Source organism: Bacteroides sp. GM023, from assembly GCF_014750685.1.
In the GTDB taxonomy this organism is placed as follows: Bacteria; Bacteroidota; Bacteroidia; order Bacteroidales; family Bacteroidaceae; genus Bacteroides.
This window is the reverse complement of sequence record NZ_JAAXGE010000001.1, coordinates 13,494-40,461: the sequence shown is the minus strand read 5'-3', so window position 1 is coordinate 40,461 and position 26,968 is coordinate 13,494. Positions and strand designations below refer to the sequence as shown.

The 26,968-nt window shown below is 43.1% G+C and carries 23 protein-coding genes; 7 read left to right on the top strand and 16 right to left on the bottom strand.

The window, feature by feature from the left end:
* Positions 1-54: 54 nt before the first annotated feature.
* The 5 genes from HC965_RS00165 to HC965_RS00145 all read right to left on the bottom strand — a co-directional run bounded on the left by HC965_RS00165 (position 55) and on the right by HC965_RS00145 (position 5,071).
* A complete protein-coding gene (locus tag HC965_RS00165) occupies positions 55-993 on the bottom strand; it encodes a site-specific integrase (protein WP_191029525.1) in 939 nt (312 codons plus the stop codon).
* Between the two features lie 184 nt (positions 994-1,177).
* Positions 1,178-1,702, bottom strand: coding sequence for a hypothetical protein (locus HC965_RS00160; RefSeq protein ID WP_191029524.1), 525 nt, complete (start codon positions 1,700-1,702; stop codon positions 1,178-1,180).
* Entirely contained in the window at positions 1,686-2,975 is a 1,290-nt protein-coding gene (locus tag HC965_RS00155) for an AAA family ATPase (protein ID WP_191029523.1), read from the bottom strand. The genes HC965_RS00160 and HC965_RS00155 overlap by 17 nt, the downstream gene beginning before the upstream one ends.
* Before the next feature lie 142 nt (positions 2,976-3,117).
* Positions 3,118-4,755 (bottom strand): chaperonin GroEL, encoded by a 1,638-nt coding sequence (gene groL / locus HC965_RS00150; protein ID WP_191029522.1) that lies wholly within the window; start codon positions 4,753-4,755, stop codon positions 3,118-3,120.
* Positions 4,756-4,798: 43 nt separating this feature from the next.
* Positions 4,799-5,071, bottom strand: coding sequence for a co-chaperone GroES (locus HC965_RS00145; RefSeq protein ID WP_004314007.1), 273 nt, complete (start codon positions 5,069-5,071; stop codon positions 4,799-4,801).
* Between the two features lie 246 nt (positions 5,072-5,317).
* Between HC965_RS00145 and HC965_RS00140 the strand changes: the two genes are divergently transcribed.
* Complete coding sequence (locus tag HC965_RS00140) at positions 5,318-6,364, top strand: L,D-transpeptidase family protein (protein WP_370539954.1); 1,047 nt, start codon at positions 5,318-5,320, stop codon at positions 6,362-6,364.
* A 298-nt stretch (positions 6,365-6,662) separates the two neighbouring features.
* Here the strand turns inward: HC965_RS00140 and HC965_RS00135 are convergent, their stop codons facing one another.
* The 3 genes from HC965_RS00135 to HC965_RS00125 all read right to left on the bottom strand — a co-directional run bounded on the left by HC965_RS00135 (position 6,663) and on the right by HC965_RS00125 (position 8,184).
* Positions 6,663-7,370, bottom strand: coding sequence for a DUF5039 family protein (locus HC965_RS00135; RefSeq protein WP_191029520.1), 708 nt, complete (start codon positions 7,368-7,370; stop codon positions 6,663-6,665).
* A gap of 17 nt (positions 7,371-7,387) precedes the next feature.
* The gene (locus HC965_RS00130) at positions 7,388-7,936 is read right to left on the bottom strand and encodes an NUDIX hydrolase (protein WP_191029519.1); all 549 of its coding nucleotides are present in this window, start codon (positions 7,934-7,936) and stop codon (positions 7,388-7,390) included.
* 74 nt (positions 7,937-8,010) lie between these two features.
* Entirely contained in the window at positions 8,011-8,184 is a 174-nt protein-coding gene (locus HC965_RS00125) for a hypothetical protein (protein ID WP_162842103.1), read from the bottom strand.
* A gap of 145 nt (positions 8,185-8,329) precedes the next feature.
* Between HC965_RS00125 and HC965_RS00120 the strand changes: the two genes are divergently transcribed.
* The 5 genes from HC965_RS00120 to HC965_RS00100 all read left to right on the top strand — a co-directional run bounded on the left by HC965_RS00120 (position 8,330) and on the right by HC965_RS00100 (position 16,123).
* Positions 8,330-9,799, top strand: coding sequence for a 4Fe-4S dicluster domain-containing protein (locus tag HC965_RS00120; RefSeq protein ID WP_191029518.1), 1,470 nt, complete (start codon positions 8,330-8,332; stop codon positions 9,797-9,799).
* Positions 9,780-10,826, top strand: coding sequence for a [FeFe] hydrogenase H-cluster radical SAM maturase HydE (hydE, locus tag HC965_RS00115; protein ID WP_191029517.1), 1,047 nt, complete (start codon positions 9,780-9,782; stop codon positions 10,824-10,826). The genes HC965_RS00120 and hydE overlap by 20 nt, the downstream gene beginning before the upstream one ends.
* The gene (gene hydG, locus HC965_RS00110; RefSeq protein ID WP_191029516.1) at positions 10,823-12,244 is read left to right on the top strand and encodes a [FeFe] hydrogenase H-cluster radical SAM maturase HydG; all 1,422 of its coding nucleotides are present in this window, start codon (positions 10,823-10,825) and stop codon (positions 12,242-12,244) included. Before hydE ends, hydG begins: the two co-directional genes overlap by 4 nt.
* A gap of 59 nt (positions 12,245-12,303) precedes the next feature.
* On the top strand, positions 12,304-13,494 hold the full coding sequence (gene hydF, locus HC965_RS00105; protein WP_191029515.1) for a [FeFe] hydrogenase H-cluster maturation GTPase HydF: 1,191 nt from the start codon (positions 12,304-12,306) through the stop codon (positions 13,492-13,494).
* A gap of 85 nt (positions 13,495-13,579) precedes the next feature.
* Complete coding sequence (locus HC965_RS00100; RefSeq protein WP_191029514.1) at positions 13,580-16,123, top strand: S9 family peptidase; 2,544 nt, start codon at positions 13,580-13,582, stop codon at positions 16,121-16,123.
* Positions 16,124-16,201: 78 nt separating this feature from the next.
* Here the strand turns inward: HC965_RS00100 and hisS are convergent, their stop codons facing one another.
* Entirely contained in the window at positions 16,202-17,566 is a 1,365-nt protein-coding gene (gene hisS, locus HC965_RS00095) for a histidine--tRNA ligase (RefSeq protein WP_191029513.1), read from the bottom strand.
* A gap of 180 nt (positions 17,567-17,746) precedes the next feature.
* Between hisS and HC965_RS00090 the strand changes: the two genes are divergently transcribed.
* Positions 17,747-19,342 (top strand): hypothetical protein, encoded by a 1,596-nt coding sequence (locus tag HC965_RS00090; RefSeq protein WP_223854618.1) that lies wholly within the window; start codon positions 17,747-17,749, stop codon positions 19,340-19,342.
* A gap of 172 nt (positions 19,343-19,514) precedes the next feature.
* Here HC965_RS00090 and HC965_RS00085 read toward each other — a convergent pair whose 3' ends face one another.
* From HC965_RS00085 to HC965_RS00055, 7 genes are all read right to left on the bottom strand, one after another.
* Positions 19,515-20,195, bottom strand: coding sequence for a zinc metallopeptidase (locus HC965_RS00085; protein ID WP_191029512.1), 681 nt, complete (start codon positions 20,193-20,195; stop codon positions 19,515-19,517).
* 119 nt (positions 20,196-20,314) lie between these two features.
* The gene (locus HC965_RS00080) at positions 20,315-21,622 is read right to left on the bottom strand and encodes an alpha-L-fucosidase (protein ID WP_191029511.1); all 1,308 of its coding nucleotides are present in this window, start codon (positions 21,620-21,622) and stop codon (positions 20,315-20,317) included.
* Between the two features lie 105 nt (positions 21,623-21,727).
* Positions 21,728-22,999 carry an adenylosuccinate synthase gene (locus HC965_RS00075; RefSeq protein ID WP_191029510.1) on the bottom strand — a complete coding sequence of 424 codons (1,272 nt, stop codon included), beginning with the start codon at positions 22,997-22,999 and terminating at the stop codon, positions 21,728-21,730.
* Entirely contained in the window at positions 22,996-23,484 is a 489-nt protein-coding gene (locus tag HC965_RS00070; RefSeq protein ID WP_191030024.1) for a Fur family transcriptional regulator, read from the bottom strand. The genes HC965_RS00075 and HC965_RS00070 overlap by 4 nt, the downstream gene beginning before the upstream one ends.
* An 80-nt stretch (positions 23,485-23,564) precedes the next feature.
* A complete protein-coding gene (locus tag HC965_RS00065) occupies positions 23,565-24,224 on the bottom strand; it encodes a DNA alkylation repair protein (protein ID WP_191029509.1) in 660 nt (219 codons plus the stop codon).
* A gap of 7 nt (positions 24,225-24,231) precedes the next feature.
* On the bottom strand, positions 24,232-26,280 hold the full coding sequence (locus HC965_RS00060; RefSeq protein ID WP_191029508.1) for a dihydrofolate reductase: 2,049 nt from the start codon (positions 26,278-26,280) through the stop codon (positions 24,232-24,234).
* A gap of 96 nt (positions 26,281-26,376) precedes the next feature.
* Positions 26,377-26,841: an AraC family transcriptional regulator gene (locus HC965_RS00055; protein WP_167966763.1), complete on the bottom strand. Its 465-nt coding sequence runs from the start codon at positions 26,839-26,841 to the stop codon at positions 26,377-26,379.
* Positions 26,842-26,968 lie beyond the last annotated feature (127 nt).

The following is a 26,968-nucleotide window of genomic DNA, read 5'->3' as shown; positions in this document are numbered from 1 at the left end:
CTCATATTTGCACCGGAATTTATTCCCGTTACCTACGAAGTAACAGAATAATTTTCAGGCATTTACACTACCTACAACACGTTTCACAAAATCAAGTACTTGTTTATTTGCTTCATCTATTTTCTTATCCTGAAAAGGTTTCAGGTAAGTCTCAGTCACTGTGATAGATGAATGTCCCATCGCTTCGGAGATAATACCCGGATGGATTTCACAATAATAAGCCGTCGTAGCCCAAGTATGACGGGCGGTGTACGAACTTAGTTTGTCTCCCAATCCTAGTAATTCTCCCAATAACATCAATCGTTGGTTAAAGCTGCGCAATGCCAACTGATATTCACGATAGGCTTCCTTAGTCCCTTCACGGCTTTTCAAAAACGAAAACAAATAAGGCGAAGAAGAGTCACGGTTCATATACTTCTTTATCAGAATCATTGCTTCTGAAGTCAGTGTCACCGACAAAGAACACCCTGTTTTGCGCCTGCGATACGTTATCACATTATCACGTAAATCACTCTTGCGTAAATAGACAAGATCGACAAACGGCATACCACGAAGCAGAAACATCAGAATGAATAACTCTTGAGCCTGACGGACAGACAATGATACTCCCGCCTTCCGAGATAAATTAACAAAGACCTTCTTCATGTCATCATCAGCCAGGGCACGTTTATGATCAGCACGTGTACCGGTGTAAACGAAACGAAACAGATACGGAACATAAGGGGCCTTCCGAATATTGACCGCACGGTTGTAAACAGCACGGAAGGTACGCATATAGGTGGAAACTGTATTCCAACTACACCCACGATTACGAAGATGGACTTCGAACCCTTTCAACCACTCCGAAGTCACTTCGCTAAAGACAAAGTCGCTTTTCCCACGATAAGCAATGATGGCATTCAGACTGCTACGATACACGTGCGCAGTACCAAAGTTTCCCTCCACCTGTAACCCGCAGGCTACCTGCTTCATAAATGTTAATACTTTCAACATCTCACTTTTTATTAATAAATTTGATTCTAAATATACGAAGTATTCTTGGCATCAAGAATACGTTGAGCAAACAAAATATAAAGCAAGGATGTTTTGAAAAGATTGATTTACAGGATAGATTGATTACAAAAAGAATCGCTTCTCCATTCGGAAAAACGATTCTTACTCTTATGCTTTCAAACATTTATTTCCACATAATATACGTATCATAGAATTTTGAAATATCCATTACTTCAATACCTGGTTTATTATTCATCAATTGCCTTATTCTATTTTCACACTGCCCTACCTTATCGGTCTGAAATAATAATATAATATTCTCATGAATGGGTAAGTGAGCATAAAATAGAGGTTTTGTGTAGGCTAACTTGGCTTTTATACTCTGAATAAAAGATGAATTCAATTCATTCGTTTTCACTCTAAATTTAGCATCAACCAAAAGCATTCTTTTGTTGTTGAGTAATGCTACAAAGTCCATCGTACTGTTCAGACAACGATGCTGCCGTTTTGCCTGTTCTATTTCCCATTGGTCGACATCAATCACTAAAATGGTTCTTTTGCAATCAGGTATCTTCTTTGAGGCTCCCTCACGGATAAGTAAATCAGTCAGACTAACATAATATGCAGAAAACTGTTTTACAAATTTCTCTGGGAAACAATAAGAGTCTATCGAAAGGCACTTACATGACAACTTATTCGAAAGCTCCATACTCGTCTATTTTATCAAAGGATTTATTAAATGACTTAAAAATAGGATCTATATCAAAACCTAAATCACGATAAGTATATTCATAAGGGGCATCTTCCGAATCCTCAGCTAAATAAAAATTCAGACTATCCTGCACCTCCTCTTTAGCCGCAATATATCGAATAGCACTTATCATGTCTGTGCTATGACTGGCTACAAAAAACTTAACTCCAATCTCTTTATGGAGCAAAACAATCATCCGAGCATATTCCACAATCCATTGGGGATGTAAATGTGCTTCCGGCTCATCTATAATTAGTAATGTATCTTTTTGAAGAAAGCCATTCTTCAGCAGAAGTTGCAAAATAGAAAATGACTTAATTCCTGTCGCACAATCTCCCAAATCAAAGATTTTACCATCGGATCTTTTATAAGATAATTTTAAATTACGAATACCATCTCCTTTAACAACAGATTCACCGTTCATTATCTGCGAAATATTCTCATACAAGGAGATATTTTCACCTATATCATGAGAATCATTATTTAACAATATAGACAAATTCTTCCAATAATCTTTACCATTAACCAAATAGCTTCCCACTATCATAGGAGTATCAATATAACCAACTCTCTTTATATAATGAAGTAAAGGCACATTCTTAGTTCCAGTTCCTGCAAAAGGAACTGCATATTCTTGAATCATCCATCTTTGGGGCAATACACGTTTTAAATGAAAATTTAAATAATTCTCCAAAAAGAAATAATCTCTTTGGCTTAATTCTCTTAATGCATCATTAAAAATACGTTCCAGATTAGAATAAAACTGATCTAATAATTTGTTTAAATCATCAAGAGGATTATTCAGTGTTTCTCTAATAATTCGAACAATACGATTAAAAGAATTCACCGTATCCTTATTTCCTTTCTTATTTACAAAATCCTGATAATATAGAAAACATGTAAACAATTGTCCCACATAATGCAAATATTGTTCTTTTTCCTTCACTGAATTATAACGCATTATGATTGAATCAACAGCAGATGTATCATCTTTTGTTTCTCGTTCTATCTGCTTTAATACTTCAGCATATTTGGATAATTCTGTATTCAAAGCATTATCTACCATCTCATCATACCGATTCGCATAATAAAACGAATAGTACAACAGTTGTGACAAACTACTTTTTCCACAGCCATTAATACCGGACACTACTGTTATCCCATTCAACGTTATATCAGCCTTCTTCACAGCCTTGAAGTTCTCAACCGACAGTTCTACTATTTTATCCATATAGATATATTCTATAATACAAGTGATATGCAAAGATAAGAAACAAAAAGAGATTCTTTAAAGTTTCAGAGCAGTTTATAACAAAAAAGCCGCTTCCGGTAAACCGAAAGCGACTTCTATATTCATTCAAAGGAAACCGGAATTACATCATTCCGCCCATACCTCCCATTCCGGGAGCGCCCATCGGCATTTCAGGTTTGTCTTCCTTCTTTTCTACGATAACACATTCAGTAGTCAGGAACATACCAGCGATAGAAGCTGCATTTTCCAAAGCTACACGAGCAACCTTAGCAGGGTCTACTACACCGGCAGCATGCAAGTTTTCGTAAACGTCCGTGCGGGCATTGTAACCGAAATCACCTTTTCCTTCACGTACCTTCTGAACAACTACTGCACCTTCTTTACCAGCGTTGGCAACAATCTCGCGAAGTGGTTCTTCGATGGCACGTTTGATGATAGAAATACCGGTTGTTTCATCGGCATTGTCACCCTTCATTCCTTCGAGAGAATCAATTGCACGGATGTAAGCTACGCCACCGCCCGGGATGATACCCTCTTCGATAGCAGCACGAGTTGCACGCAATGCATCGTCTACGCGGTCTTTCTTTTCTTTCATTTCCACTTCAGAAGCAGCACCTACGTAAAGAACAGCTACACCACCTGACAATTTTGCCAGACGTTCCTGCAATTTCTCACGGTCATAGTCAGACTTAGTTGCAACGATTTGGGCCTTGATTTGCTCGCAACGTTCTTTGATGCTGTCCTTGTTGCCGGCACCGTTTACGATAGTCGTATTATCTTTAGATACTGTTATTTTGTCGGCAGTACCCAACATTTCGATAGTAGCTTGTTCCAGTTTCAGACCTTTTTCTTCGCTGATAACAACACCACCTGTCAGGATAGCGATATCTTCAAGCATTTCTTTACGACGGTCGCCGAAGCCCGGAGCTTTCACAGCACAAATCTTCAACTGAGAACGCAGACGGTTTACTACCAGTGTAGTCAACGCTTCGCTATCTACATCTTCTGCAATTACCAACAGAGGACGACCTGACTGTACAGCCGGTTCGAGGATAGGCAAGAAATCTTTCAGGTTAGAAATCTTCTTGTCGTAGATAAGGATGTAAGGTTGTTCCATCTCACATTCCATCTTTTCCGTATTCGTTACGAAGTAAGCCGACAGATAACCACGGTCGAACTGCATACCTTCTACTACACCGATAGTAGTGTCAGTACCTTTCGCTTCTTCGATAGTGATAACACCATCTTTAGAAACTTTACGCATAGCGTCAGCAATCAATTTACCGATTACCGGGTCATTGTTTGCAGATACGGTAGCAACCTGCTCGATTTTGTCATAGTTGTCACCTACAGTTTCAGCCTGGTTCTTGATAGATTCTACCACTTTGACAACAGCCTTGTCGATACCACGTTTGATATCCATCGGGCTGGCACCGGCAGTTACGTTCTTCAAGCCTTCAGCTACGATAGCCTGTGCAAGAACGGTTGCAGTTGTTGTACCGTCACCGGCATCATCACCTGTCTTGGAAGCAACTTCTTTTACCAACTGTGCACCGGTATTCTGATAAGCGTCTGCCAATTCGATTTCTTTTGCTACTGTCACACCGTCTTTTGTGATGTGAGGAGCACCAAATTTCTTCTCGATGATAACGTTACGTCCTTTCGGGCCAAGAGTTACTTTTACTGCATTTGCCAAAGCATCAACACCTTTTTTCAATTGGTCGCGGGCGTCGATATTGAATAATATTTCTTTTGCCATCTCTTTATTTACTATTTAAAGATTTATGATTTACTATTATTAATTAACCCAAAACAGCGAGAACATCGCTCTGACGCATGATAAGATATTTAGTACCTTCAACGTCAAGTTCTGTTCCGGCATATTTACCATAAAGAACTGTATCGCCTACTTTCAATACCATTTCTTCGTCTTTCGTACCGTGACCTACTGCCACAACTTCACCCTTCAAAGGTTTTTCTTTTGCTGTATCAGGAATAATGATACCACCAATTGTTTTTTCTTCTGCAGGTGCAGGGAGAATAAGCACTCTGTCTGCTAATGGTTTAATGTTCATAGTTACTTTTTTTATATTTTAGTTATACATTTATATGGTAGATGTTATCCGTCTTTTTCAGGCGGAACGCTAAAGACATTGCGAAAAGCGTGCCAAAGTAGATTAATGATTCTTTGTCAGAAATTGACTGACAAAATGACTGACAACCCATACCATCTGGCAAAAAAGTATATTTGTTCCATACTTTTTAAACAAAATAAAAGGTTTATTCCTTATAATGACGTATATTCGTAAACAGACCATTTAATGCATTGTACTAATAATATGAATAAAATAGCATCCGGCATACTTATCGCCTCTTGCATCTTCTGTTCCTGTAATTCGCGTACAGGAGAGGTTTCGTCTGCCGAAATCCAGCCATCGGATTCATTGACGCAGGACACGATTACTGAAACCGCCGTTAAACCTGTCGTTAAAAAGCTGACAGGGGAACAGATACAACTCACCAAGGAGTTACTCTATGACAAATATACACTGGATGATACCTATCCTTATAAAGATACTACCCGGCAGTTTCAATGGGATAAAATAAAAGAACGGTTGGCCTTGCTTGAGAATATACAGTTACAACCCACTACATGGGCTATTCTTCAGAACTATAAGAATAGGAACGGGGAAGCTCCCCTTGTAAGGAACTTCAAGAGAAATGCTTACGGGCGAGTGGCAGACACTCTCGGAGTGGAGCGGTATCAATCTGTCCCACTCTATTTGCTCACTGACACATTAGTAGCCGAGCGTTACGGTCAGGACGGAGAACTGACCCGTTTTATAGAAGACGGAGAAAAGTTTGTCAAAGCGGAGCCTATATTTACGGGAGATGAATGGATGATTCCCAAGAAATATGTGAAGGTAATCGGAGATACAATTGTATTTAACAAAGCTATTTTCGTAGACCGGCATAATCAGAATATTGTTTCTCTTGAGTGTACCGGAAAAGAAGAATGGACGGTACGTAGCATGAATCCATCCACTACGGGACGTCATCTTCCGCCATATGCACAGGAAACTCCTTTAGGAATGTTTGTATTACAAGAGAAGAAGGCCAAAATGGTATTTCTAAAAGACGGTTCGAAAGAGACAGGCGGTTACGCGCCTTATGCCAGCCGTTTCACGGATGGAGCCTATATTCATGGTGTACCAGTCAATGCTCCCCGCAAGACGTTGATAGAATACAGCCCGTCACTGGGAACAACACCACGCTCGCATATGTGTGTACGAAATGCAACTTCTCACGCAAAATTTATTTATGATTGGGCTCCGGTTAATGAGACTATTATTTTCGTATTGGAATAGTAGCATCCGTTTCCTCGTAGAGAAACGCCAGTATCCATACTGGGAAACGCCAGTTTCCTCGTAGAGAAACGAGCGTTCCCTCGGCGAGAAACGAGAGTTTCCATTAATAGAAACTGAAGGAAACTGTAAACGTTTAATTTATAACTACATAAACATTTTAAATTAGAAGCATACAGATACGAAACCAATATTACTGAAGGAAAAACAAAGAGGCTTGAACCTTTCAATTCAAACCTCTGATTATGTAAAAGGATTTTCTTATCCCGCACTACGATATAGTTATATGCAAAGCTTTTTCTTACTTCTCTTCTGTTTCATTCAAACCATACTTTGTTCTCGTCATTTTCCGTACAAGTTCTCTTTGTACGTTTTCCAACGCATTCACTTCTTTGTCCAACAATTCCAAAGCAGAGCCTTTCTCCAATAAATAAGAACGGTCAGAGTATTTAACCACAGAAGTGGGAACTGCCTTATTCTCCTTTTTATGCTGCTCGATCATATACCGCAGAGCTTCTGCTCTATACTTGCAGGCAGCCTTTCGTTCCGCATAATATAAATCCCTGTACGAATTATCTTCGCTTCGCAACTTCTTCCAAAAAGCAGAAAAGGCTGCCGATACTGCATCTTTCTCTTCCTTTGACACAGCGCCCGATTGTTTCTTTTTAAGCTCCTTGTATTCCTTATATGTATTCAGAAACTTATCCAGTTCATCTTTACAGGCTTTATGTTCCAGTCGGTAATTTTCCAGTGAAGCAGGGCGGTCAAATTCCACAATTTCCTGCAAGTAAGGTATATCATTCCAACTGATATACTTATTATTCGCTTCGCAATAGTCTGCGTAAGCGGCCAAAAGCTGCCAGCTATATTCTTTCGTTTTCTGATTCAGTTCCTCATTGATGGCGGACAAGTTTTTCTCCATTTCTTGCAAATCCTGCGCTAACGCGGTTTGCATACTCCCCCACCCTGAGATGAACAGGCAAAGGATGCTCAATAATACTGTTTTCATATGATGATGATTTAAAATTATAGACTAGCCATATATTTCCAAAGCGGAGCGACATTCAGTGACTGCATGATTTCATTGTTTTCAAGCAGACTCCTTACCTCTTCCAAAGTGAGCAAATGAACGGAAAGGTCTTCGGTAGCTTCCAGATGCTGATGGTCTATCAGTTCCACATCTGTGGCAAGAAAGCAATGTGTCAGGTTGGTGTGAGTGCTCGGATTGGCGGAAACCACCATATATTCCTGCCAGTTTCCTTTTCCATAGCCCGTTTCCTCCCACAGTTCACGCTGGGCGGAAACTAACGGCGAAGCATCTTCGGCTTCACACACACCGGCACAAAGTTCATAACAGGTTCGCTGGATTCCAGGACGGTACTGACGAACAAATACAAATTTGCCTTCTTTCGTGATGGCAATCGTATTCACCCAGTCGGGATATTCTAAGATATAATATTCGGGGATATGGTTTCCGTTGGGAAGCAACATATCTTCGCAACGTACAGTGAGCCATGGACGGCGAAATAGATACTTGCTACTCACCGTTTTCCATGCTTTATTCTTTTCTTCCATAAGGTTTCGTTTTTATTCCGACAAAAATAATGATTTTTACCGGAATACCGCACCTTTTTCTGTTTACTGTCTTTTTATTCGTCTATGTCGATACAGGTAATCTCTATCCCCTGTATTTGTTCCAGGTATTTCTTGGTCGAACTAACCAGGGAACTTCCCATATAGAATAAAAACATCAAGCTGATAATAACCATCAGCGCGCCAATCATTGCAAACCGGCTGCGTTGTTCTAAAATACTGCTACTCATACCTCTGTCTCCTCTCCTTTTTTGTCTACTACAAAGATAACACGCGGAGGCTACAAAAAAAAGACAAGAATGTTACAAAAAACTTAAATATTGAAATTCTGTTCGTATCTTTGCACCGGCTAACTAACAACCTCTTTATTACAATATGGCATTTACGAATAATATTATGATTGTCCGGCACAAATTGCTGGCTGACCTTGTTAGACTCTGGAAAAACGACCAGTTAGTAGAAAAGATAGACCGACTCCCGATTGAGCTGAGTCCGCGGAAATCAAAACCGCTGGGACGTTGCTGTGTACACAAAGAACGGGCGGTATGGAGATACAAGACTTTTCCGCTGATGGGACTGGACATGACAGACGAACACGACGAAGTGACTCCGCTTTCTGATTACGCACGCATGGCGTTGAGCCGTCCCGAACCGGAGAAGGAGAATATCATGTGCGTCATTGACGAAGCATGTTCTTCCTGCGTACAAATCAATTATGAAATAACGAACCTTTGCCGTGGATGTGTAGCTCGCAGTTGCTACATGAACTGCCCGAAGGACGCGATACGTTTTAAGAAAAACGGTCAGGCCATGATTGACCATGATACATGTATCAGTTGTGGTATTTGCCACAAAAGCTGTCCTTATCATGCCATTGTGTATATTCCTGTGCCTTGCGAGGAATCTTGCCCGGTAAAGGCTATCAGCAAAGACGAGAATGGCATAGAACATATCGACGAAAGCAAATGTATCTATTGCGGTAAGTGTATGAACGCTTGCCCGTTCGGTGCTATCTTCGAGATTTCACAGACTTTCGATGTGCTACAACGGATTCGGAAAGGAGAAAAGATGGTTGCCATCATTGCTCCGTCTATTCTCGGACAGTTCAAGACTTCCATCGGACAGGTATATGGCGCTTTTAAAGAAATAGGATTCACTGATGTGATCGAAGTAGCCGAAGGCGCTATGTCGACTACCAGCCACGAAGCCCATGAATTACTGGAGAAACTGGAAGAGGGACAGAGTTTCATGACTACTTCCTGTTGCCCTTCTTATATAGAATTGGTGGAGAAACATATTCCGGGGATGAAACCTTATGTATCTACCACCGGCTCACCGATGTATTATGCGGCACGGATTGCCAAAGAGAAGCATCCGGATGCAAAAATCGTATTCGTCGGCCCTTGCGTCGCTAAACGCAAAGAGGTACGTCGCGATGAAGCCGTGGACTACATTCTGACGTTTGAAGAGGTAGGTTCTATCCTCGACGGACTGGATATTCAGTTGGATCAAATACAGGAATTCTCCGTATTGCATACTTCTGTCCGCGAAGCACACGGTTTTGCCCAGGCAGGCGGTGTGATGGGAGCGGTCAAGGCTTATCTGAAAGAGGAAGCGGAGAGAATTAATGCGATACAGGTATCGGACATTAACAAGAAGAATATAGCTCTGCTACGTGCTTGTGCCAAGACAGGAAAAGCTGCCGGGCAGTTTATCGAAGTGATGGCTTGCGAAGGTGGATGTATCACCGGTCCAAGTACGCACAATGACATTGTTTCAGGACGTCGCCAACTGGCACAGGAGCTTCTCAAACGGAAAGAGAGCTATGAAACAATGGATAGATAAATTACGGAAGGAAAGAACGCTCCGGCAGGAAGAATTCCGGCAACTGTTGACTGAATGTGACGCAGAAACTCTGCGAACCATCAACCGGCAGGCGCGGGAAGTGAGCCTGCTTCACTTCGGAAACAAGATTTATATCCGTGGCCTGATTGAGGTCAGTAACTGCTGCCGGAATAATTGTTATTATTGCGGCATCCGAAAAGGAAACCCGACTATCGAGCGTTACCGGTTGACCGAAGAAAGTATCCTGGATTGCTGCAAGCAAGGCTATGACTTGGGGTTCCGTACTTTTGTACTGCAAGGCGGGGAAGACCCTGCCTTGACGGATGACCGGATAGAAAAAACAGTCTCTGCCATCCGCCAGAATTACCCGGATTGCGCTATCACCCTGTCGCTTGGTGAAAAGCCGCACGACGCGTATGAACGCTTCTTCCGGGCAGGCGCCAACCGCTATTTGCTCCGCCACGAAACCCACAACGAACAGCATTACCAGCAACTGCACCCGGCGGAAATGTCCGGCAAACGACGTTTGCAATGTTTGCTGGATTTAAAGGATATCGGTTATCAGACGGGAACAGGAATCATGGTCGGCAGCCCCGGACAAACGGTGGAGCATATCATAGAAGATATTCTGTTTATAGAAAGACTTCGCCCTGAAATGATTGGTATCGGCCCTTTCCTACCCCATCATGACACGCCTTTTGCCAAATATCCCGGCGGCACGGTGGAGCAGACCCTTCTTTTATTATCCATCTTCCGCCTGATGCATCCGTCCGCACTGATTCCGGCAACAACGGCTTTGGCCACGCTGACTCCCGACGGCAGGGAACGGGGAATATTGGCAGGAGCGAATGTAGTCATGCCCAATCTGTCCCCCCGGGAAGAGCGGAAGAAATATGAATTATACAATGACAAGGCTTCACTCGGAGCAGAATCCGCCGAAGGACTCGCCGCGCTGCAAAAGCAACTGAACGCCATCGGCTACGAGATTTCCACCGAAAGAGGAGACTTTAATACAATAGAATTATGATATACCAAGCAGATTCATCAAAAGCGGAAGAGTTTATCCACCATGAGGAGATTCTGGATACACTGGAATACGCACAAAACAACAAGGATAACCGTGCACTGATTGAACAACTTATTGAAAAAGCTGCCTTGTGCAAGGGATTGACCCACCGCGAAGCAGCTGTCCTGCTGGAATGTAACCAACCTGACCTGATAGAACGTATCTTTCATCTCGCCAAAGAAATCAAACAGAAGTTTTACGGCAACCGCATCGTGATGTTCGCACCGCTTTATTTGTCGAATTATTGCGTAAACGGTTGTATATATTGCCCGTATCATGCCAAGAACAAGACTATCGCACGCAAGAAACTGACACAGGAAGAAATCCGCCGGGAAGTGATTGCTTTGCAGGATATGGGACATAAGCGCCTGGCTCTCGAAGCCGGAGAGCATCCGTCACTGAATTCGATAGAGTATATCCTTGAATCTATCCAAACGATTTACAGCATCAAGCACAAGAACGGTGCAATCAGGCGGGTGAACGTCAACATCGCCGCCACTACGGTAGAGAATTATCGTCGCCTGAAAGAAGCGGGTATCGGCACGTATATCTTATTCCAGGAAACTTACCACAAAGAAAACTACGAAACCCTCCACCCCACCGGCCCGAAAAGCAACTATGCTTATCATACCGAAGCGATGGACCGTGCCATGGAAGGGGGAATTGATGATGTAGGAATAGGCGTACTATTCGGTCTGAATACGTATCGGTATGACTTTACAGGCTTGTTGATGCACGCGGAGCATTTGGAAGCCAAATTCGGTGTAGGTCCGCATACCATTAGTGTTCCACGCATTTGCTCGGCAGATGATATTGACGCGGGAGATTTCCCGAATGCTATCTCCGATGAGATATTCAGCAAGATTGTAGCTGTCATCCGTATTGCCGTTCCTTATACGGGAATGATTATTTCCACCCGTGAGTCGCAGGAATCCCGGAAGAAAGTGCTCGAACTGGGTATTTCGCAAATCAGTGGCGGTTCGCGTACCAGTGTGGGCGGATATGCAGAAAAAGAATTGCCTGATAATAATTCTGCCCAGTTCGATGTCAGTGATACACGGACATTGGATGAAGTAGTCAACTGGTTGCTCGAACTTGGCTATATCCCCAGTTTCTGCACAGCCTGTTATCGGGAAGGAAGAACGGGCGACCGCTTTATGTCTTTAGTCAAATCCGGTCAGATAGCCAATTGCTGCGCTCCGAATGCCTTAATGACTTTAAAAGAATACCTGGAAGATTATGCTTCGGAAGATACGCGTCAAAAAGGTTTAGCACTTATTCTGAATGAAACAGAACGAATCCCTAACCCTAAAATCAGAGAAATAGCCATCCGGAACCTGAAAGCTATCGCTGAAGGTAAAAGAGACTTCAGGTTTTAAGGCAAGGTGCCTTGCCAAATTTCCATGCGGATGGATACTAATTAAAATATAGAAAGAATATGAGCTTAACAGATACCCTAAATGCCAACAGACTTCATATAGCCCTTTTCGGTAAACGGAACAGTGGCAAGTCTTCCCTTATCAACGCATTGACAGGACAGGATACCGCAATCGTCTCGGATACAGCCGGAACGACGACTGACCTTGTATCCAAGGCTATGGAAATCCATGGTATCGGCCCCTGCCTCTTTATTGATACTCCGGGATTTGACGACGAAGGAGAACTGGGAGAAATGCGTATCGCCCGGACATTAAAAGCGATTGAAAAGACGGATATTGCCTTGTTGCTTTGTGAAGATGATGCGCTTTCCTGCGAATACGAAATGTGGAAGCAACTGAAAGAGAAGAATATTCCTGTTATACTGATACTGAATAAGATGGATATTCGTGAAAATGCTGTTGAGCTAGCTGGACATATGGAGCAGCAATTCAACATACGTCCGTTGCTTGTCAGCGCAAAAGAAGGGACAGGAATCGAGGAAATCCGACAGGCGATTCTTGAAAAACTTCCTTCAGACTTCGGTCAGCAAAGTATCACCGGAGCACTTGTCGCAGAGAATGACCTCGTGCTGCTAGTCATGCCGCAGGATATTCAGGCGCCTAAAGGCAGGCTTATCTTGCCACAAGTGCAGACTATCCGTGAACTGCTGGATAAAAAATGCCTTGTAATGACTTGTACCACTGACAAGCTTTCGGAAACCTTGCAGGCTCTTGCCCGCCCGCCGAAATTAATCATCACCGATTCACAAGTCTTTAAGACCGTCTACGAGCAGAAACCGGAAGAAAGTAAACTGACTTCTTTCTCGGTTCTCTTTGCCGGATACAAGGGGGATATTCATTATTATGTAGAAAGCGCAGCCGCTATTGAAAGTCTGACGGAATCGTCGCGTGTACTGATAGCGGAAGCCTGTACGCACGCCCCCCTTTCCGAAGATATAGGAAGAGTGAAACTTCCGCATTTATTACGAAAGAAAATCGGTGAGAAATTGCCAATCGACATAGTAAGCGGAACGGATTTCCCTCAAGATTTAACTCCTTATTCTTTGGTTATCCATTGCGGAGCATGTATGTTTAATCGTAAATATGTACTTAGTCGTATCGAGCGGGCACGGGAGCAACATATTCCCATGACAAACTACGGAGTAGCCATTGCTTATCTCAATGGAATACTTAATCAAATAGAATACTAAAAAGGAAGCTATTTAGTTGTATGCTAAAATCAGAATCCTTACATTTGTCCGAATCTATTATTAACCCCTTATTAACTTGAAACACATGAGAAAGAAAGGAATGGTCTTTACCATTTTTCTGGCAACCGGGCTTGCTTTCCAAGCACAGGCACAAGAGAAACTGACAGAGTACAAAGTAAGAAATGCTATCGAAATTCGTACCCCTATTATGAACGACAGCATTAACCCGAAAGGAGAAAAACATTCTGTAAAGATGTTGCTCAAAACTCCGGTAGTACTGGACTTACCGGACGCACAGATGCAAACATTGACTGTCGATACGGCAGGCTATCTAAGTTTGGAAAAAGCAGAGCAAAACAATAAGCTCTACTTGTTTAAAACACAAATACGTGCAGAACATTTCCTGAAAGGAAAACTGAAAGTTACTTCTCCCGTCCGTTGGGAAATGTTTATCGACGGAGTTTCCAAGCAGACGAAAGATGCTGCCGAAGACAGTATAACTTCCGCTTCATCCCGCGAAATAGCCATCACTATGGAGCCGGAACGCGATTATGAAATTACTTTCAAACTGCTTTCCGCTTCGGAAGACAAAGTAGCTCCTACCCTGAAATGCGAATTGATTAAAGATGATAAATTCAAGGAAATCGCCTGCACGCTTACTCCCGATGTCAAGCAACGCTTCTCACTCGACAATACTGTGTATGGAAACCGGACAATCTCTGTCGCCATTTCTCCCAGCGGGAAGTATTTATTAACCCGCTATTGGGATAATCATTCTGCCAAACGTTCACGCACGTATTGCCAGCTCAGCGACTTAAAAACCGGAAAGGTTCTTTTGGACAACGCAAGAGACGGTATGCGATGGATGCCGAAAAGCGACAAGTTGTATTATACTGTTACGGCACTAAGCGGAAATGACGTAATCGCCCTCAATCCCGCTACCCTTCAAGAAGAAGTGATTTTAAAAGGAATACCCGAACAAGGTTTCACCTGGTCGCCCAATGAAGACTTCCTCATTTACTATCCCAGGGAAGAAGGGGAAAAGGAAGAAGGTGCTCTCCGCCGTATTGTAAGTCCGGCAGACCGTATTCCTAATACCCGGGGACGCAGTTTCCTGGCTAAGTATGACATAGCCAACGGAGTTTCCGAACGGCTGACTTATGGAAATCACAGTACTTACTTACAGGATATTTCTCCTGACGGGAAGTATATGATATACAGCACTTCCAAAGAAAATATCACTCAACGTCCTTTCTCCCTATCTTCTCTCTATATCGTAGATTTGGAGACTCTGAAAGTAGATACTCTTTTCCAGAACGAAAGATTCCTGGGTGGTGCCAGCTATTCACCGGACGGAAAACAGTTGTTACTGACCGCAAGTCCCGAAGCATTCGGCGGTATCGGTAAGAATTGCGGCAATCATCCCATAGCTAATGATTTCGATACGCAAGCCTTTATCATGGACTTGGCTACCCGCAAAATACAGCCGATAACCAAAGACTTCAACCCTACCGTAAGTCCGCTTCAATGGAATCGCGGAGACGGATGCATCTACTTCAACACGGACGATGGCGACTGCAAGAACATTTACCGCTATTCTCCGAAAAACGGAAACTTCGAGAAGCTGAACTTGGAAGAGGATGTTATCAGCGCTTTCAGCTTATCAGAATATAATCCGGCTATTGCCGCCTATATCGGTCAATCGGATACAAGTTCAGGGGTTGCCTATCTATACGATATAAAGAAAAAGACTTCCCGCCTGCTGTCCGACCCGATGAAACCGATTTTGAATAAAATAGAATTAGGCAAAACAGAACCCTGGAACTTCACCGCTTCAGACGGAACGGTTATCACCGGAAAAGTGTGTCTCCCACCCGACTTCGACCCGAATAAGAAGTATCCCATGATTGTCTATTATTATGGTGGAACCACTCCTACGACACGTGGCATCGGAAGTCCATACTGCGCACAACTGTTCGCTTCACGTGATTATGTAGTATATGTCATTCAGCCTAGCGGTACTATCGGCTTCGGACAAGAGTTTTCCGCACGCCACGTCAATGCCTGGGGAAAACGTACTGCCGATGATATTATCGAAGGAACGAAACAATTCTGCAAAGAACACTCGTTTGTGAATGCGAAACGAATCGGATGTATCGGTGCTTCTTATGGTGGATTCATGACTCAATACTTGCAGACTCAAACCGATATTTTCGCTGCCGCCGTATCTCATGCAGGTATCAGTGATGTAACCAGCTATTGGGGAGAAGGTTACTGGGGCTATTCATACAATGCGATTGCGGCTGCCGACAGCTATCCCTGGAAGAATCCTGAACTGTTCACCAAACAAGGTTCTCTGTTCAATGCCGATAAGATTAACACTCCGTTGTTATTACTGCATGGCACTGCCGACACGAATGTACCTATCGGGGAAAGTATTCAGCTTTTCAATGCACTGAAGATATTAGGTAAGACGGTAGAATTTATCACAGTAGATGGTGAAAACCATTTCATTTCTGACTACGATAAGCGTATCAAATGGCACAATTCTATCATGGCTTGGTTCTCACGCTGGCTGCAAGACCGTCCCGAATGGTGGAATGAGTTGTATCCGGAACGTCATTTATAATCTAAAATAAGAAAGGTGTCGCTGATTCTAAAGTCAACGACACCTTTTATTATATCCTTATTTATCTATTAGCTCTGCTTATTTCTTCACAGCAGCAATCAATTCTTCAGCCGAAACAAGGTTCTGCTCTCCTGTCTCCATATTCTTCAGCATTGCTTTGCCCTCGTTCATCTCGTTTTCGCCTACGATAGCAACAAACGGAATGTTCTTTGCATTAGCGTAGCTCATCTGTTTCTTCATCTTGGCAGCATCCGGGAAAATCTCCGCACGAATACCTGCCGCGCGTACTTTAGCCAGGATTCCCATAGAGAAGGCAGCTTCCTTTTCGCCGAAGTTGATAAATAGAACTTCTGTTCCGTTCACAGCTTCTTTCGGGTAAAGTTCGAGCTGGTTCAATACATCGAAAATACGGTCCGCACCGAAAGAGATACCGACACCCGATACTCCTGCCATACCGAACACACCGGTCAGGTTATCATAACGGCCGCCACCTGTGATACTGCCGATTTGCACATCCAGTGCTTTTACTTCAAAAATAGCACCTGTGTAGTAGTTCAGTCCGCGAGCCAAAGTCAGGTCAAGTTCGATTTCATTCTTCAGTCCCATTGCTGACAATGTATTCAGAATAAATTCGCTTTCTTCCACTCCCTTCATTCCCACTTCACTGGCAGATAATACATTCTTCAATGTGGCCAGTTTTTCCGTATTCGTTCCGCTAAGAAGAATAATCGGCTGCAACTTGGCAATAGCCTCATCACTGATACCTTTGTCTTTCAACTCGGCATTGACGTTATCCAAACCAATCTTATCCAGTTTATCTATGGCAACGGTTATATCGACAATCTTATCCGATTCGCCTATAATTTCAGCAATACCGGAAAGAATCTTGCGGTTATTAATCTTAATGCATACACGGATATTGAAACGGCTGAATACCGTATCAACAATCTGCATCAACTCTACTTCATTCAACAAAGAATCACTGCCTACCACATCCGCGTCACATTGATAAAATTCACGATAACGTCCTTTCTGCGGACGGTCGGCACGCCATACCGGTTGAATCTGATAACGTTTGAACGGAAAAGTGATTTCATCACGATGCATCACTACGTAACGTGCAAAAGGCACTGTCAAGTCATAACGCAACCCTTTCTCACAAAACTTACTTGCCAACTTGGCAGCATTGCGGCTCAACAGCTCTTCGTCAGTAATCCCGGAAAAGTAATCTCCTGAATTCTGAATCTTAAAGAGTAGTTTATCCCCTTCATCGCCGTACTTTCCCATCAACGTAGAAAGCATCTCCATCGAAGGAGTCTCTATCTGCTGGAATCCATACAAATGATATACGTCACGAATCGTATTGAATATATAATTACGCTTCGCCATCTCTACCGGCGAAAAGTCACGAGTTCCTTTAGGAATACTTGGTTTTGCTGCCATAATATTACTGTTTATAATTTTAATTGCGCAAATTTACTGCAAATTTCCGAGCAACGCTTGCATATATCTAAAAAAATCATCAATATTGTACCGCAAGTAATACAAATTCTCAAACAAGTAATACAAATTCTCTAAACAAAGAGCGACATTAGAAGCTCAAAAACAGTAAAACTCACTAATATGATGAACAACACTATTATTCACCCGATGCGGGCAATACCTATTCTTTTCACGGTTGCTTCGCTGATAACAGCACCGACACTGGCACAAAATAAGGTTCAGGATGCTCCACCTTTCAAAAGTACACGTACAACCGTTCATCGGGCGGTGCAAAAGGATACAGCATGGACGCCAGGCGCTATCGTAGACCAAATACATTTCGTGAGATACAACCGTCTCGGAAGAAAAATAGCAGAAAACTCATTAAAGCCGGATGGCAGTGCCGATAAAAAAATCATTTACGTTTATGACAAAGACGGTCATGTGAAAGAAGAAATCATAGCATCCATCAAGCAAGGCGGAATTACGGATGTCTATCAATACTACTATGATTCATCAGGAAGAAGGAACGGGAAGCACCACCTGAATCCTGAACAAAAGGTTGTGGGCATAGACAGCATTATACGCAACGAAGCGGGATTAGTGGTACAACGAATCCACCAAGGAACTAGCATCCGTATGAAAGACCAACTAGTGACATCCTATCAGGAAACAGTGAATATCTTCTATGACGACCAGGGACAAGTGACAGAAGTGATCGAAGAAAGTACGCTGAATAAAAACGGGAATCCCGGTAACCGGAAATTACTTAAAAGAGATACGATACCCTTGAAACTCTACTCGGAAGGAAGCGTATTCGAGAGATATAATGCCCCGCGAAGTAAAAGAGTGGATACCGCCTATGATATGTATGGCAACTGGATAAAACGTATGGAATATAACGGGGCTACTCCCGAATTTATTGTCATGCGCCACATTGAGTATGCCGGACAGGATGATACCGACTGCAAGAAGCTGTTACTTCAGGGAAAAGTAAAGTCTGTGTATCAGGCCTCATACATAGCACTCCCTAATGGACCGGACATCATCAACAGAGGACAGAAAAAAGGAACTTTCTTTATTCACAAATTTGACAAGGACGGGCGAATAACAGCCACCAGTCATTTTTCGGATGCCGGTGTTCCAGAAGGTAGCACTGAATATGTATATGATGCTAACGGTTACATCGAGAAAGAAATACATAAATCAACCGCTGGCAAGATAGAGAGTACCGACCAAATGTATTACGATGATGAGGGCAGATTAAAAAGCAAAGCATTGATGGATGCCAATGGAGAAATGCAACGCAAAACCATTTTCCGCTATGACGGAGAGGGGAATTGCACCGCAGAACTGTGTTTCAATCAAGATGGTTCAAGATACAGCGACATCCGTAATCAGTATGACCCGTATGGAAATCTGATGATTAAAGAAGTGCTGGTAGCTCCGGCAGAAGCCAAAGGAACAGAATATGAGCCCCTCAGACGCATATGGAATGCCCGTGGAAGAGTTGTGGAAGAGAAAATCGGCGCTCCCGGAAATGAGCGTCATTATACCTATCAATACAGTACTCGTGGCGAAGTTATTTCCGGCACGGAAACAATGAACAACGAACCGCCTGCAAAATTCGTATATAAATTCTATAATGACAAGTATGGTAACTGGAAGAAGAGAATCAAATTTATTGATGACAAACCCGTGCTATACGAAGAGCGTGAATATACGTATTACGAATAAATAAGAGCTTATACCAAAAAAGAGAGTGTTTCAAAACCCCTATAAATAAAAAAACATCCTCGCTACAACAATCTGTGGCGAGGATGATTTCGTTAAAAGGGGAGTTTTGACACAGCCCCTTTATATTCTAATGTCAGAAGTCCCGCAAATCTGCGTTCCCCCTTTTCATTTCTTAGTTTCTTCTACCCATTGCAATCATGATGTAGTAAACCAACGTAGCCAATGAACCTAATGCAGCAACTACATACGTATAAGCAGCAGAGCGGAGAGCATCTTCAGCCTGCGCATGATTGCGTGAATTGGTAATGCCGGATGAACTCAACCAAACGAGTGCACGTTTACTTGCATTGATTTCCACCGGCAGCGTGATAAAGCTGAACAGTGTAGTCATAGCAAACAGGATAATACCCGCCCACAATAATTGCGGAAAAGAGTTTATCATCAAGATACCACCCAACAGAACCCATGTCATAATGGAAGACGCAAAGTTCACAACCGGAACCAACGCACTACGCATTTTCAATGGAGCATACATACGTGCATGCTGCACAGCGTGTCCACATTCATGGGCTGCTACGGCAGCCGCCATTATACTATTACTTTCATAGACCCCTTCACTCAAATTCACTGTTTTATTAGTGGGATTGTAGTGGTCGGTCAACTGACCCGGTGTATGTGTAACCTGTACATCATAAATTCCATTGTCATGCAACATCTTTAAAGCTACGTCGCGTCCTGCCATGCCATTCCCGGTAGGAATCTTGGAGTACTTCTTGAACTTGTTCTGCAAATTCATCTGTACCAACCAACTTACTACGGCAATTCCAATAAATAATACCCAATAAGACATCATATACTTTTCATTTTAATTATTACTCACTATCTATATAAACAAATTGTTTGCCAAAAGTAAGGGGAAACTATCAATGTCAGAATAGTTTCCCCCTGCTTTTATGAAGAATTAGCTAAAAATTAGTCAATTGTAAGTTCTACCACATAGTCAATATCTTTCGGCACATCGGCAAACTCCAGCAAAACACCTGCTTTCGTCTTGGTAAAGCGAACCGGTGACTGGTCTTTGAACAACACCGCTTTCTTCACCTTCTTATCTGCCAAAGGTAAAAACAGCGCTTTATCTTTCAGATTGAGGATATGCACATAGAGTTTATTCCCCTTCTGCGTTGTCACTCCCCAGTCATGCGGGGCAACTGCACCGCCACGTGTTCCATAAATGGTTTCGCCAAACTGCTTCATCCACTCTCCCATCTCCGCCAAACGTTCTACTGCCACCGCCGGAAGCTCTCCATCGGGCTGAGGGCCGATATTCATCAGTAGATTAGCATCCTTACCGGCAGCCTTCACCAAATAATGAATCAATGTCTTAGTCGATTTATAATTGGGGTCAGTAATCTTATATCCCCACATACCATTCATCGTTTCGCAAGTCTCCAAAGGCAGGTGGCTTACATCCTGTCCCGAAAGTCCTGCCGAATTTTCACCGGGCAGGTCACGTTCGAAAATCTGAATATCTTCACCCGCAAAAGGCGTCTGATGATGGTTATTACCTATCAGGCATCCCGGTTGCAGCTTATGAATCAATGCATATTGTTCGGGCAATTCCCAATTAAATGACTTGTTTTGGTCCTGGTCCCACCATCCATCGAACCAAATAGCACCTACCGGCCCGTAATTCGTCAATAATTCCGTCAACTGGTTATTCATGAATTGATAATAGCTTTTCCAGTCACCCTGCGGATTTGTACGTCCCGTTCCGCGTCCTGTACGTCCCCAGGGATAATCTTCACGCGCCCAGTCGAGGTGTGAATAATAGAAATGAAGCTTGATTCCATGCTTTGCGCAAGCAGCTGCCAATTCCTTCACAATATCTCTTTTGAAAGGAGTTGCCTTGACTACATTATAGTCCGAATACTTGGTGTCGAACATAGAAAAGCCTTCGTGATGGCGGGTAGTGAAACAGATATATTTCGCTCCCGAAGCCTTGATAGCCTCCACCCATTTATCGGCATCAAACTTGGAAGGGTAGAATCCACCTGCCAGTTTGGCATATTCTTTATAATTCAGATTATGGTTTGTCATAGTCCACTCACCGGTAGCCAACATGGCATACAGTCCCCAATGAAGGAAAACACCAAACTTATTGTCCTGAAATTCCTGACGTGCTTTCAGATTCTCTTCGGTAGGTTGATAAGAAGAAGACTGAGCAAATGTACTCATGCCCATAGCGAGCAATAAAAAGATAGAAAGAAAACGTGTTTTCATAAGCGTTATTATTTATGTGTGTTTAAAATAGGAAACAAGAGGTTTGGAATAAGAAAGGCGGAGATAAAAATACTCCGCCTTCCCCCTATATAATTTATCAGCTTGTTATTCTTCAGTATAACGTTCGATAGTCTGCGCTCTGTCCGGTCCAACAGATACAATCTTGATTTCCACACCAAGTTGATCTTCCAGGAAAGTCAGGTAAGCATTGAATTCTTCAGGGAACTCATCTTCGCTCTGCATCTTAGTCATATCAATTTTCCAGCCCGGAAGTTCTGCATATACAGGTTCCACGCCGTCGGTAATGTCATACGGGAAGTAATCGATTTCCTCACCATCCACTTTGTAAGCTACACAAGCCTTGATAATGTCGAATGTATCGAGAACATCGCTCTTCATCATAATCAATTTGGTAACACCGTTTATCATCACGGAATACTTCAACGCTACCAGGTCAATCCATCCGCAACGACGTTTACGTCCCGTTACCGAACCGAATTCATGTCCCAATGTGCACATCTTATCTCCTGTTTCATCAAACAACTCTGATGGGAACGGGCCTGCACCTACACGTGTACAATATGCCTTGAAGATACCATACACCTCGCCGATACGGTTAGGAGCTACTCCCAGTCCGGTGCATGCGCCTGCGCAAACCGTATTGGAAGAAGTCACGAACGGGTATGAACCGAAATCAATGTCAAGCATCGTACCTTGCGCACCTTCACAAAGAACACTCTTGCCATCCTTCAGCAGATTATTCACTTCATGTTCGCTATCTACGAAATGGAATTGTTTCAGATATTCAATACCTTCCAACCAGGTCTTTTCCAGTTCCGTGAGGTCATACTCATAGTTCAGACCTTTCAGGATTTCTTCGTGGCGGGCTTTCGCAGCCGCATATTTTTGTTCGAAGTTATGAAGTATATCACCTACACGAACACCGTTACGGCTAACTTTATCCGTATAAGTAGGGCCGATACCTTTTCCGGTCGTTCCTACTTTGGCATCACCCTTGGCAGCTTCGTAAGCAGCATCGAGAATGCGGTGTGTCGGAAGAATAAGATGAGCTTTCTTTGAGATGTGCAAACGTTCTTTCAACGGATGGCCTGATGCTTCAAGAGCTTCCGCTTCTGCCTTGAACAGTGCCGGGTCAAGTACCACTCCGTTACCGATAATGTTTACCTTGTTTCCCTGAAAAATACCGGAAGGAATAGAACGAAGCACATACTTCTGTCCCTCGAACTCAAGTGTATGACCGGCATTCGGGCCGCCCTGGAAACGAGCAACCACATCGTACTTAGGTGTTAAAACGTCGACTACTTTTCCTTTACCTTCGTCGCCCCATTGTAATCCTAAAAGAACATCTACTTTCATTTTTCTTTTTTATTGTTGTTATTAACTTTCTTCTTTTTGTTAGCTCTGTCGCACTTGCTGCATATTCCATATATATATAAGGAGTAATGCGAAAGTTGAAAGCGGCTTAATTTCGTATTTTCAATGGCATGCTGCAAATCCTCGTTCTGAAACTCGGTCACTCTACCGCATTGCATACATATCTGATGGTGATGCGTATCGCGGTTGTATGATTTTTCGTATTGGGAGGAAGTACCGAACTGGTGCTTGATGACCAGCCTTGAATTGATAAGAAGAATAATGGTATTGTAGAGAGTTGCCCGGCTCACCCGGAAATTCTCCTGGTCCATCATCCGTGAATAGAGCATGTCTATATCGAAATGGCCGTCGATAGAATAGATTGTATCGAGTATGGCGTATCGTTCAGGAGTCTTACGATGCCCGTTCGCCGTGAGATATTCCGTGAATATCTGCCTTACTGTATCTTTCACGTTTTGAGTTTCCATCATCAGCCAAAATTAGCGCCAACAAAGTTAAGCCTTTTTTGCGGAACGCAAAAGGATTTCTTTGATATTTATCAGAGCAGTCATTCTGTCTCCGCTTTCACCATATTATAAAGCATCTGTTCTCCTATTACGGCAGAATCAGCCATTCCTTCCACCATGCGGCACACCTGGAAAGCATGCTCTTCGCTATGCTGCATATATTTGCGGATTACCAGCAAAGCCGCATTGCGCACATGATAACTTTCGGAATGAACGCTGCACATCGCCTGGTCGAGCAGCTCGCCGGAAGCCCGTTCGGTCATATCCCCCTTCTTCATCAGAAGCCGGGCGGCAGTCAGGAAACCGCAGGTCTGCACATATTCCCGTTCATCGGCTATCCAGTGGAAAGACTTGGCAGGAGCATACGGCAGGTTTTGGAAAAGGTTCATACAGGTCAGTTCCGCGATTTCGATATTCCGGATGTCTTCCACCCAAATATCAGCAATTTCGGGATAGAAAGTGTCAATCGGCTGAAGCATTCCCGCCAAAATCTTACATTCGCGAATCTCCTCTTTCCACAAGGCTTGCGCCAGGTCGTGATTCTTCTCATAGCCTTCGGCTATTGTTTTGATGCGGGGCAGCTCCACTCCGAAATTGAGTTTGTACACGAGCCCTTTTTCACGCATACTTTGGGACACAGCCCCGTTCATGGAGAGACGGAGCTGTGTTTTGATATCTTTCAGTTGTTCTTTAATATCCATTTTCAGATTAGTTGTTTACTGAAGGAAGTGGAGAATAATCCTTGCTGTAACGCAGCATTTGTTCTACATACCCTTCATCATAAGCCACAGTGACATCTGTAACGTTTCCGTTTTCATCTGTCACCAATTCATATTTCGGATTCACAAAGCCTTTGTAAGGAGCCAGGTTCAGCTTCTTATAACGCTCCAATATTTCAGCATGCAGAGTCGGGTCTACCTTCACCGCATAATTCTCTACCAACGAACGGGCACCCGCAAAGTCGCCTGTCGATTTGATACGCTGAATTTCAGCCAACAATTCGCCGAACAATTCACGCACCTTTTCATAATCATTGATAACGACATACGTCTTTCCGTCTTTCTTCACCAATTCCACTACCTTGTCGGCCGCCCCTTTCTCAAATACCCAACGGGCAATTAACTGACGGTTACGCATATGAGCTTCTTCAACCGTGTTTCCCGGTTCGATACGTACCAGCTGCGTCATCAAGCCGTTCATCAGATACGTATAATATTGAGCTTTGTAAGCATCGGGAGAAGACAGTAATTTCAGTTCCACCAATTTCGGGTCAGCCACATAATAGAGTCCGAACAAATCGGCACGCGCTTCTTCAATCGTAGAACCATAAGCCTTCAACGCGTCAGGATCGACACCCGGAAGCAACTTGCCCGAACCGTGTCCCAAACATTCGTGCAGGTCGGTATGAAGTTCATCCGTCAGGTCGGAATAGGCATCAATCAATTGTCTTTCCGTATCACTGTACACAAATTCTTCGTTGAATCCGTTTCCATGAGCCGCCTTGTTATAAGCATCTGTAATGTTGCCGATAGTCACCGACTTGGAACCGTGATGAGCACGAATCCAGTTTGCGTTCGGCAGGTTGATGCCGATAGCCGTAGCCGGATAAAGGTCACCGGCAAGGATAGCGGCAGTAATCACTTTTGCCGATACGCCTTTCACTTCATCTTTCTTGAACGATTTATCTACCGGAGAATGGTCTTCGAACCACTGTGCATTGCTACTGATAATCTCCGTGCGGTGTGTAGATTCAATATCCTTGAAGTTCACCAGTGATTCCCAACTAGCCTTCATTCCCAGCGGGTCACCATAACTTTCCGTAAATCCATTCACAAAGTCGATGCGTGAATCCAGGTCTTTCACCCAAAGGATGGCATATTCATCGAAATCTTTCAGATTACCGGTTTCATAGAACTGAATCAGCTTGGTGATAACCGCTTTCTGCGCATCATTCTCGGCTACTGCTTCAGCCTTCTTCAGCCAATAAACGATTTTCTCGATAGCCTGTGTATAAAGTCCGCCTACTTTCCATACTTTCTCCTGCAACTTACCGTTCTCTTTTACCAAACGGCTGTTCAAGCCATACGAAACCGGAGTCTCATCTTTCGGATCTTTCATCGCGCCATAGAAATCTTCCGCTTCCTTCTGCGTCACTCCGTCGTAGTAGTTACAAGCGGAAGTCAGTACAAGGTCCTCACCATCCGCCTGATTCACTCGCTTCGGCAGGATAGTCGGGTCAAAGATAACAGGGAAAAGTTCATCGCAAAGTTGTCCGGCAGTCTGCCCTTCCGCCAACGGAAGCAACCCGGCATCAAGTCCGAGCACAGCCTTTTTCAGAAAATCCTGCGAGAAGCCGGGTACAAACTTCTCCGTTCCATAATGATGATGAATACCATTGGAGAACCATACCCGTTTCAGGTACACTTCCATGTTCTTGAAATCAGGAGTCGTTTTATCACCCTGATAATTAGTATATACTGCTTCGAGCATCCGACGGATTCTCAAATTATATTTTCCATTTTGGTCAAACAGAATATCCCTTCCCTCCTGAGCAGCCTCTGTCAGGTAATAAATCAGTTCTTTCTGTTTCAGCGTCAGTTCCTCAAATCCGGGGACTTTATAACGCAAAATCTGTAAATCTGCAAATTGTTCCACTGTATAATTGAATTTATCTGCCTCGGCAGTTGTTGTTTTGGCTCCGCCACACGACGTTAGAATCGTTGCAGTTACCGCCATTGAAATAAGATGTTTATTCATAATGCTAGTGTTGATTAATTAAAAACAAGAAAAGGAATTATCTCCAAAATTTTTCATTTAGAGGTAATTCCTTTCGATTAATTTCGGAATGCGCAATTACTTTTTGTTTTCCAAATGTTTTTTGCGATATCCGTTAGGAGTTTCACCTACGTTTTTGTAAAATGCAGCGTAAAAAGATTGACGATTTGCAAAGCCAACCATGGCGCTAATCTCTTCCACATTTTTGTCGGCATAACGTTTATCCGTCAATAAATGCAAAGCATCTTTTACTCTGTATTCATTCAGCAGACAAGAATAGTTCATGCCGAAACGTGAGTTCACTACTGCAGAAAGGTAACGAGTATTCGTCTTTAGCTCTTTCGCCAAATCTTTCGCTGAATAGTCAGCATCCTTGTACTTCTTCTGTACAACGATGATATTCAGGATCTTGTCATACAACTCGTCTGCCAATTCCGGTCTGATTAAGGACCTGTATGCAGCCTTCTTTTCTTTCTTTTCCCTCAAATTGTAGGGACGTTTTTTCGGAGTTTCTTCCGATTTTTTGTTCTCTAAATCACTCATTGAATTAACTGGTTAGGGTTTGTTCATTTGTTAGTACTCGCATATTTGCAACGTTACATGTTACAAATGTCTTACTTTTTTTTTAAACACACAATTATTTTGTGCATTTTTTTTCTAAATAAACAAT

Bases quoted from the DNA above. Each gene is read 5' to 3' on its own strand.
- HC965_RS00165 (WP_191029525.1), bottom strand. From the start codon at position 993: ATGTTGAAAGTATTAACATTTATGAAGCAGGTAGCCTGCGGGTTACAG.
- HC965_RS00160 (WP_191029524.1), bottom strand. From the start codon at position 1,702: ATGGAGCTTTCGAATAAGTTGTCATGTAAGTGCCTTTCGATAGACTCT.
- HC965_RS00155 (WP_191029523.1), bottom strand. From the start codon at position 2,975: ATGGATAAAATAGTAGAACTGTCGGTTGAGAACTTCAAGGCTGTGAAG.
- groL (WP_191029522.1), bottom strand. From the start codon at position 4,755: ATGGCAAAAGAAATATTATTCAATATCGACGCCCGCGACCAATTGAAA.
- HC965_RS00145 (WP_004314007.1), bottom strand. From the start codon at position 5,071: ATGAACATTAAACCATTAGCAGACAGAGTGCTTATTCTCCCTGCACCT.
- HC965_RS00140 (WP_370539954.1), top strand. From the start codon at position 5,318: ATGCATTGTACTAATAATATGAATAAAATAGCATCCGGCATACTTATC.
- HC965_RS00135 (WP_191029520.1), bottom strand. From the start codon at position 7,370: ATGAAAACAGTATTATTGAGCATCCTTTGCCTGTTCATCTCAGGGTGG.
- HC965_RS00130 (WP_191029519.1), bottom strand. From the start codon at position 7,936: ATGGAAGAAAAGAATAAAGCATGGAAAACGGTGAGTAGCAAGTATCTA.
- HC965_RS00125 (WP_162842103.1), bottom strand. From the start codon at position 8,184: ATGAGTAGCAGTATTTTAGAACAACGCAGCCGGTTTGCAATGATTGGC.
- HC965_RS00120 (WP_191029518.1), top strand. From the start codon at position 8,330: ATGGCATTTACGAATAATATTATGATTGTCCGGCACAAATTGCTGGCT.
- hydE (WP_191029517.1), top strand. From the start codon at position 9,780: ATGAAACAATGGATAGATAAATTACGGAAGGAAAGAACGCTCCGGCAG.
- hydG (WP_191029516.1), top strand. From the start codon at position 10,823: ATGATATACCAAGCAGATTCATCAAAAGCGGAAGAGTTTATCCACCAT.
- hydF (WP_191029515.1), top strand. From the start codon at position 12,304: ATGAGCTTAACAGATACCCTAAATGCCAACAGACTTCATATAGCCCTT.
- HC965_RS00100 (WP_191029514.1), top strand. From the start codon at position 13,580: ATGAGAAAGAAAGGAATGGTCTTTACCATTTTTCTGGCAACCGGGCTT.
- hisS (WP_191029513.1), bottom strand. From the start codon at position 17,566: ATGGCAGCAAAACCAAGTATTCCTAAAGGAACTCGTGACTTTTCGCCG.
- HC965_RS00090 (WP_223854618.1), top strand. From the start codon at position 17,747: ATGATGAACAACACTATTATTCACCCGATGCGGGCAATACCTATTCTT.
- HC965_RS00085 (WP_191029512.1), bottom strand. From the start codon at position 20,195: ATGATGTCTTATTGGGTATTATTTATTGGAATTGCCGTAGTAAGTTGG.
- HC965_RS00080 (WP_191029511.1), bottom strand. From the start codon at position 21,622: ATGAAAACACGTTTTCTTTCTATCTTTTTATTGCTCGCTATGGGCATG.
- HC965_RS00075 (WP_191029510.1), bottom strand. From the start codon at position 22,999: ATGAAAGTAGATGTTCTTTTAGGATTACAATGGGGCGACGAAGGTAAA.
- HC965_RS00070 (WP_191030024.1), bottom strand. From the start codon at position 23,484: ATGGAAACTCAAAACGTGAAAGATACAGTAAGGCAGATATTCACGGAA.
- HC965_RS00065 (WP_191029509.1), bottom strand. From the start codon at position 24,224: ATGGATATTAAAGAACAACTGAAAGATATCAAAACACAGCTCCGTCTC.
- HC965_RS00060 (WP_191029508.1), bottom strand. From the start codon at position 26,280: ATGAATAAACATCTTATTTCAATGGCGGTAACTGCAACGATTCTAACG.
- HC965_RS00055 (WP_167966763.1), bottom strand. From the start codon at position 26,841: ATGAGTGATTTAGAGAACAAAAAATCGGAAGAAACTCCGAAAAAACGT.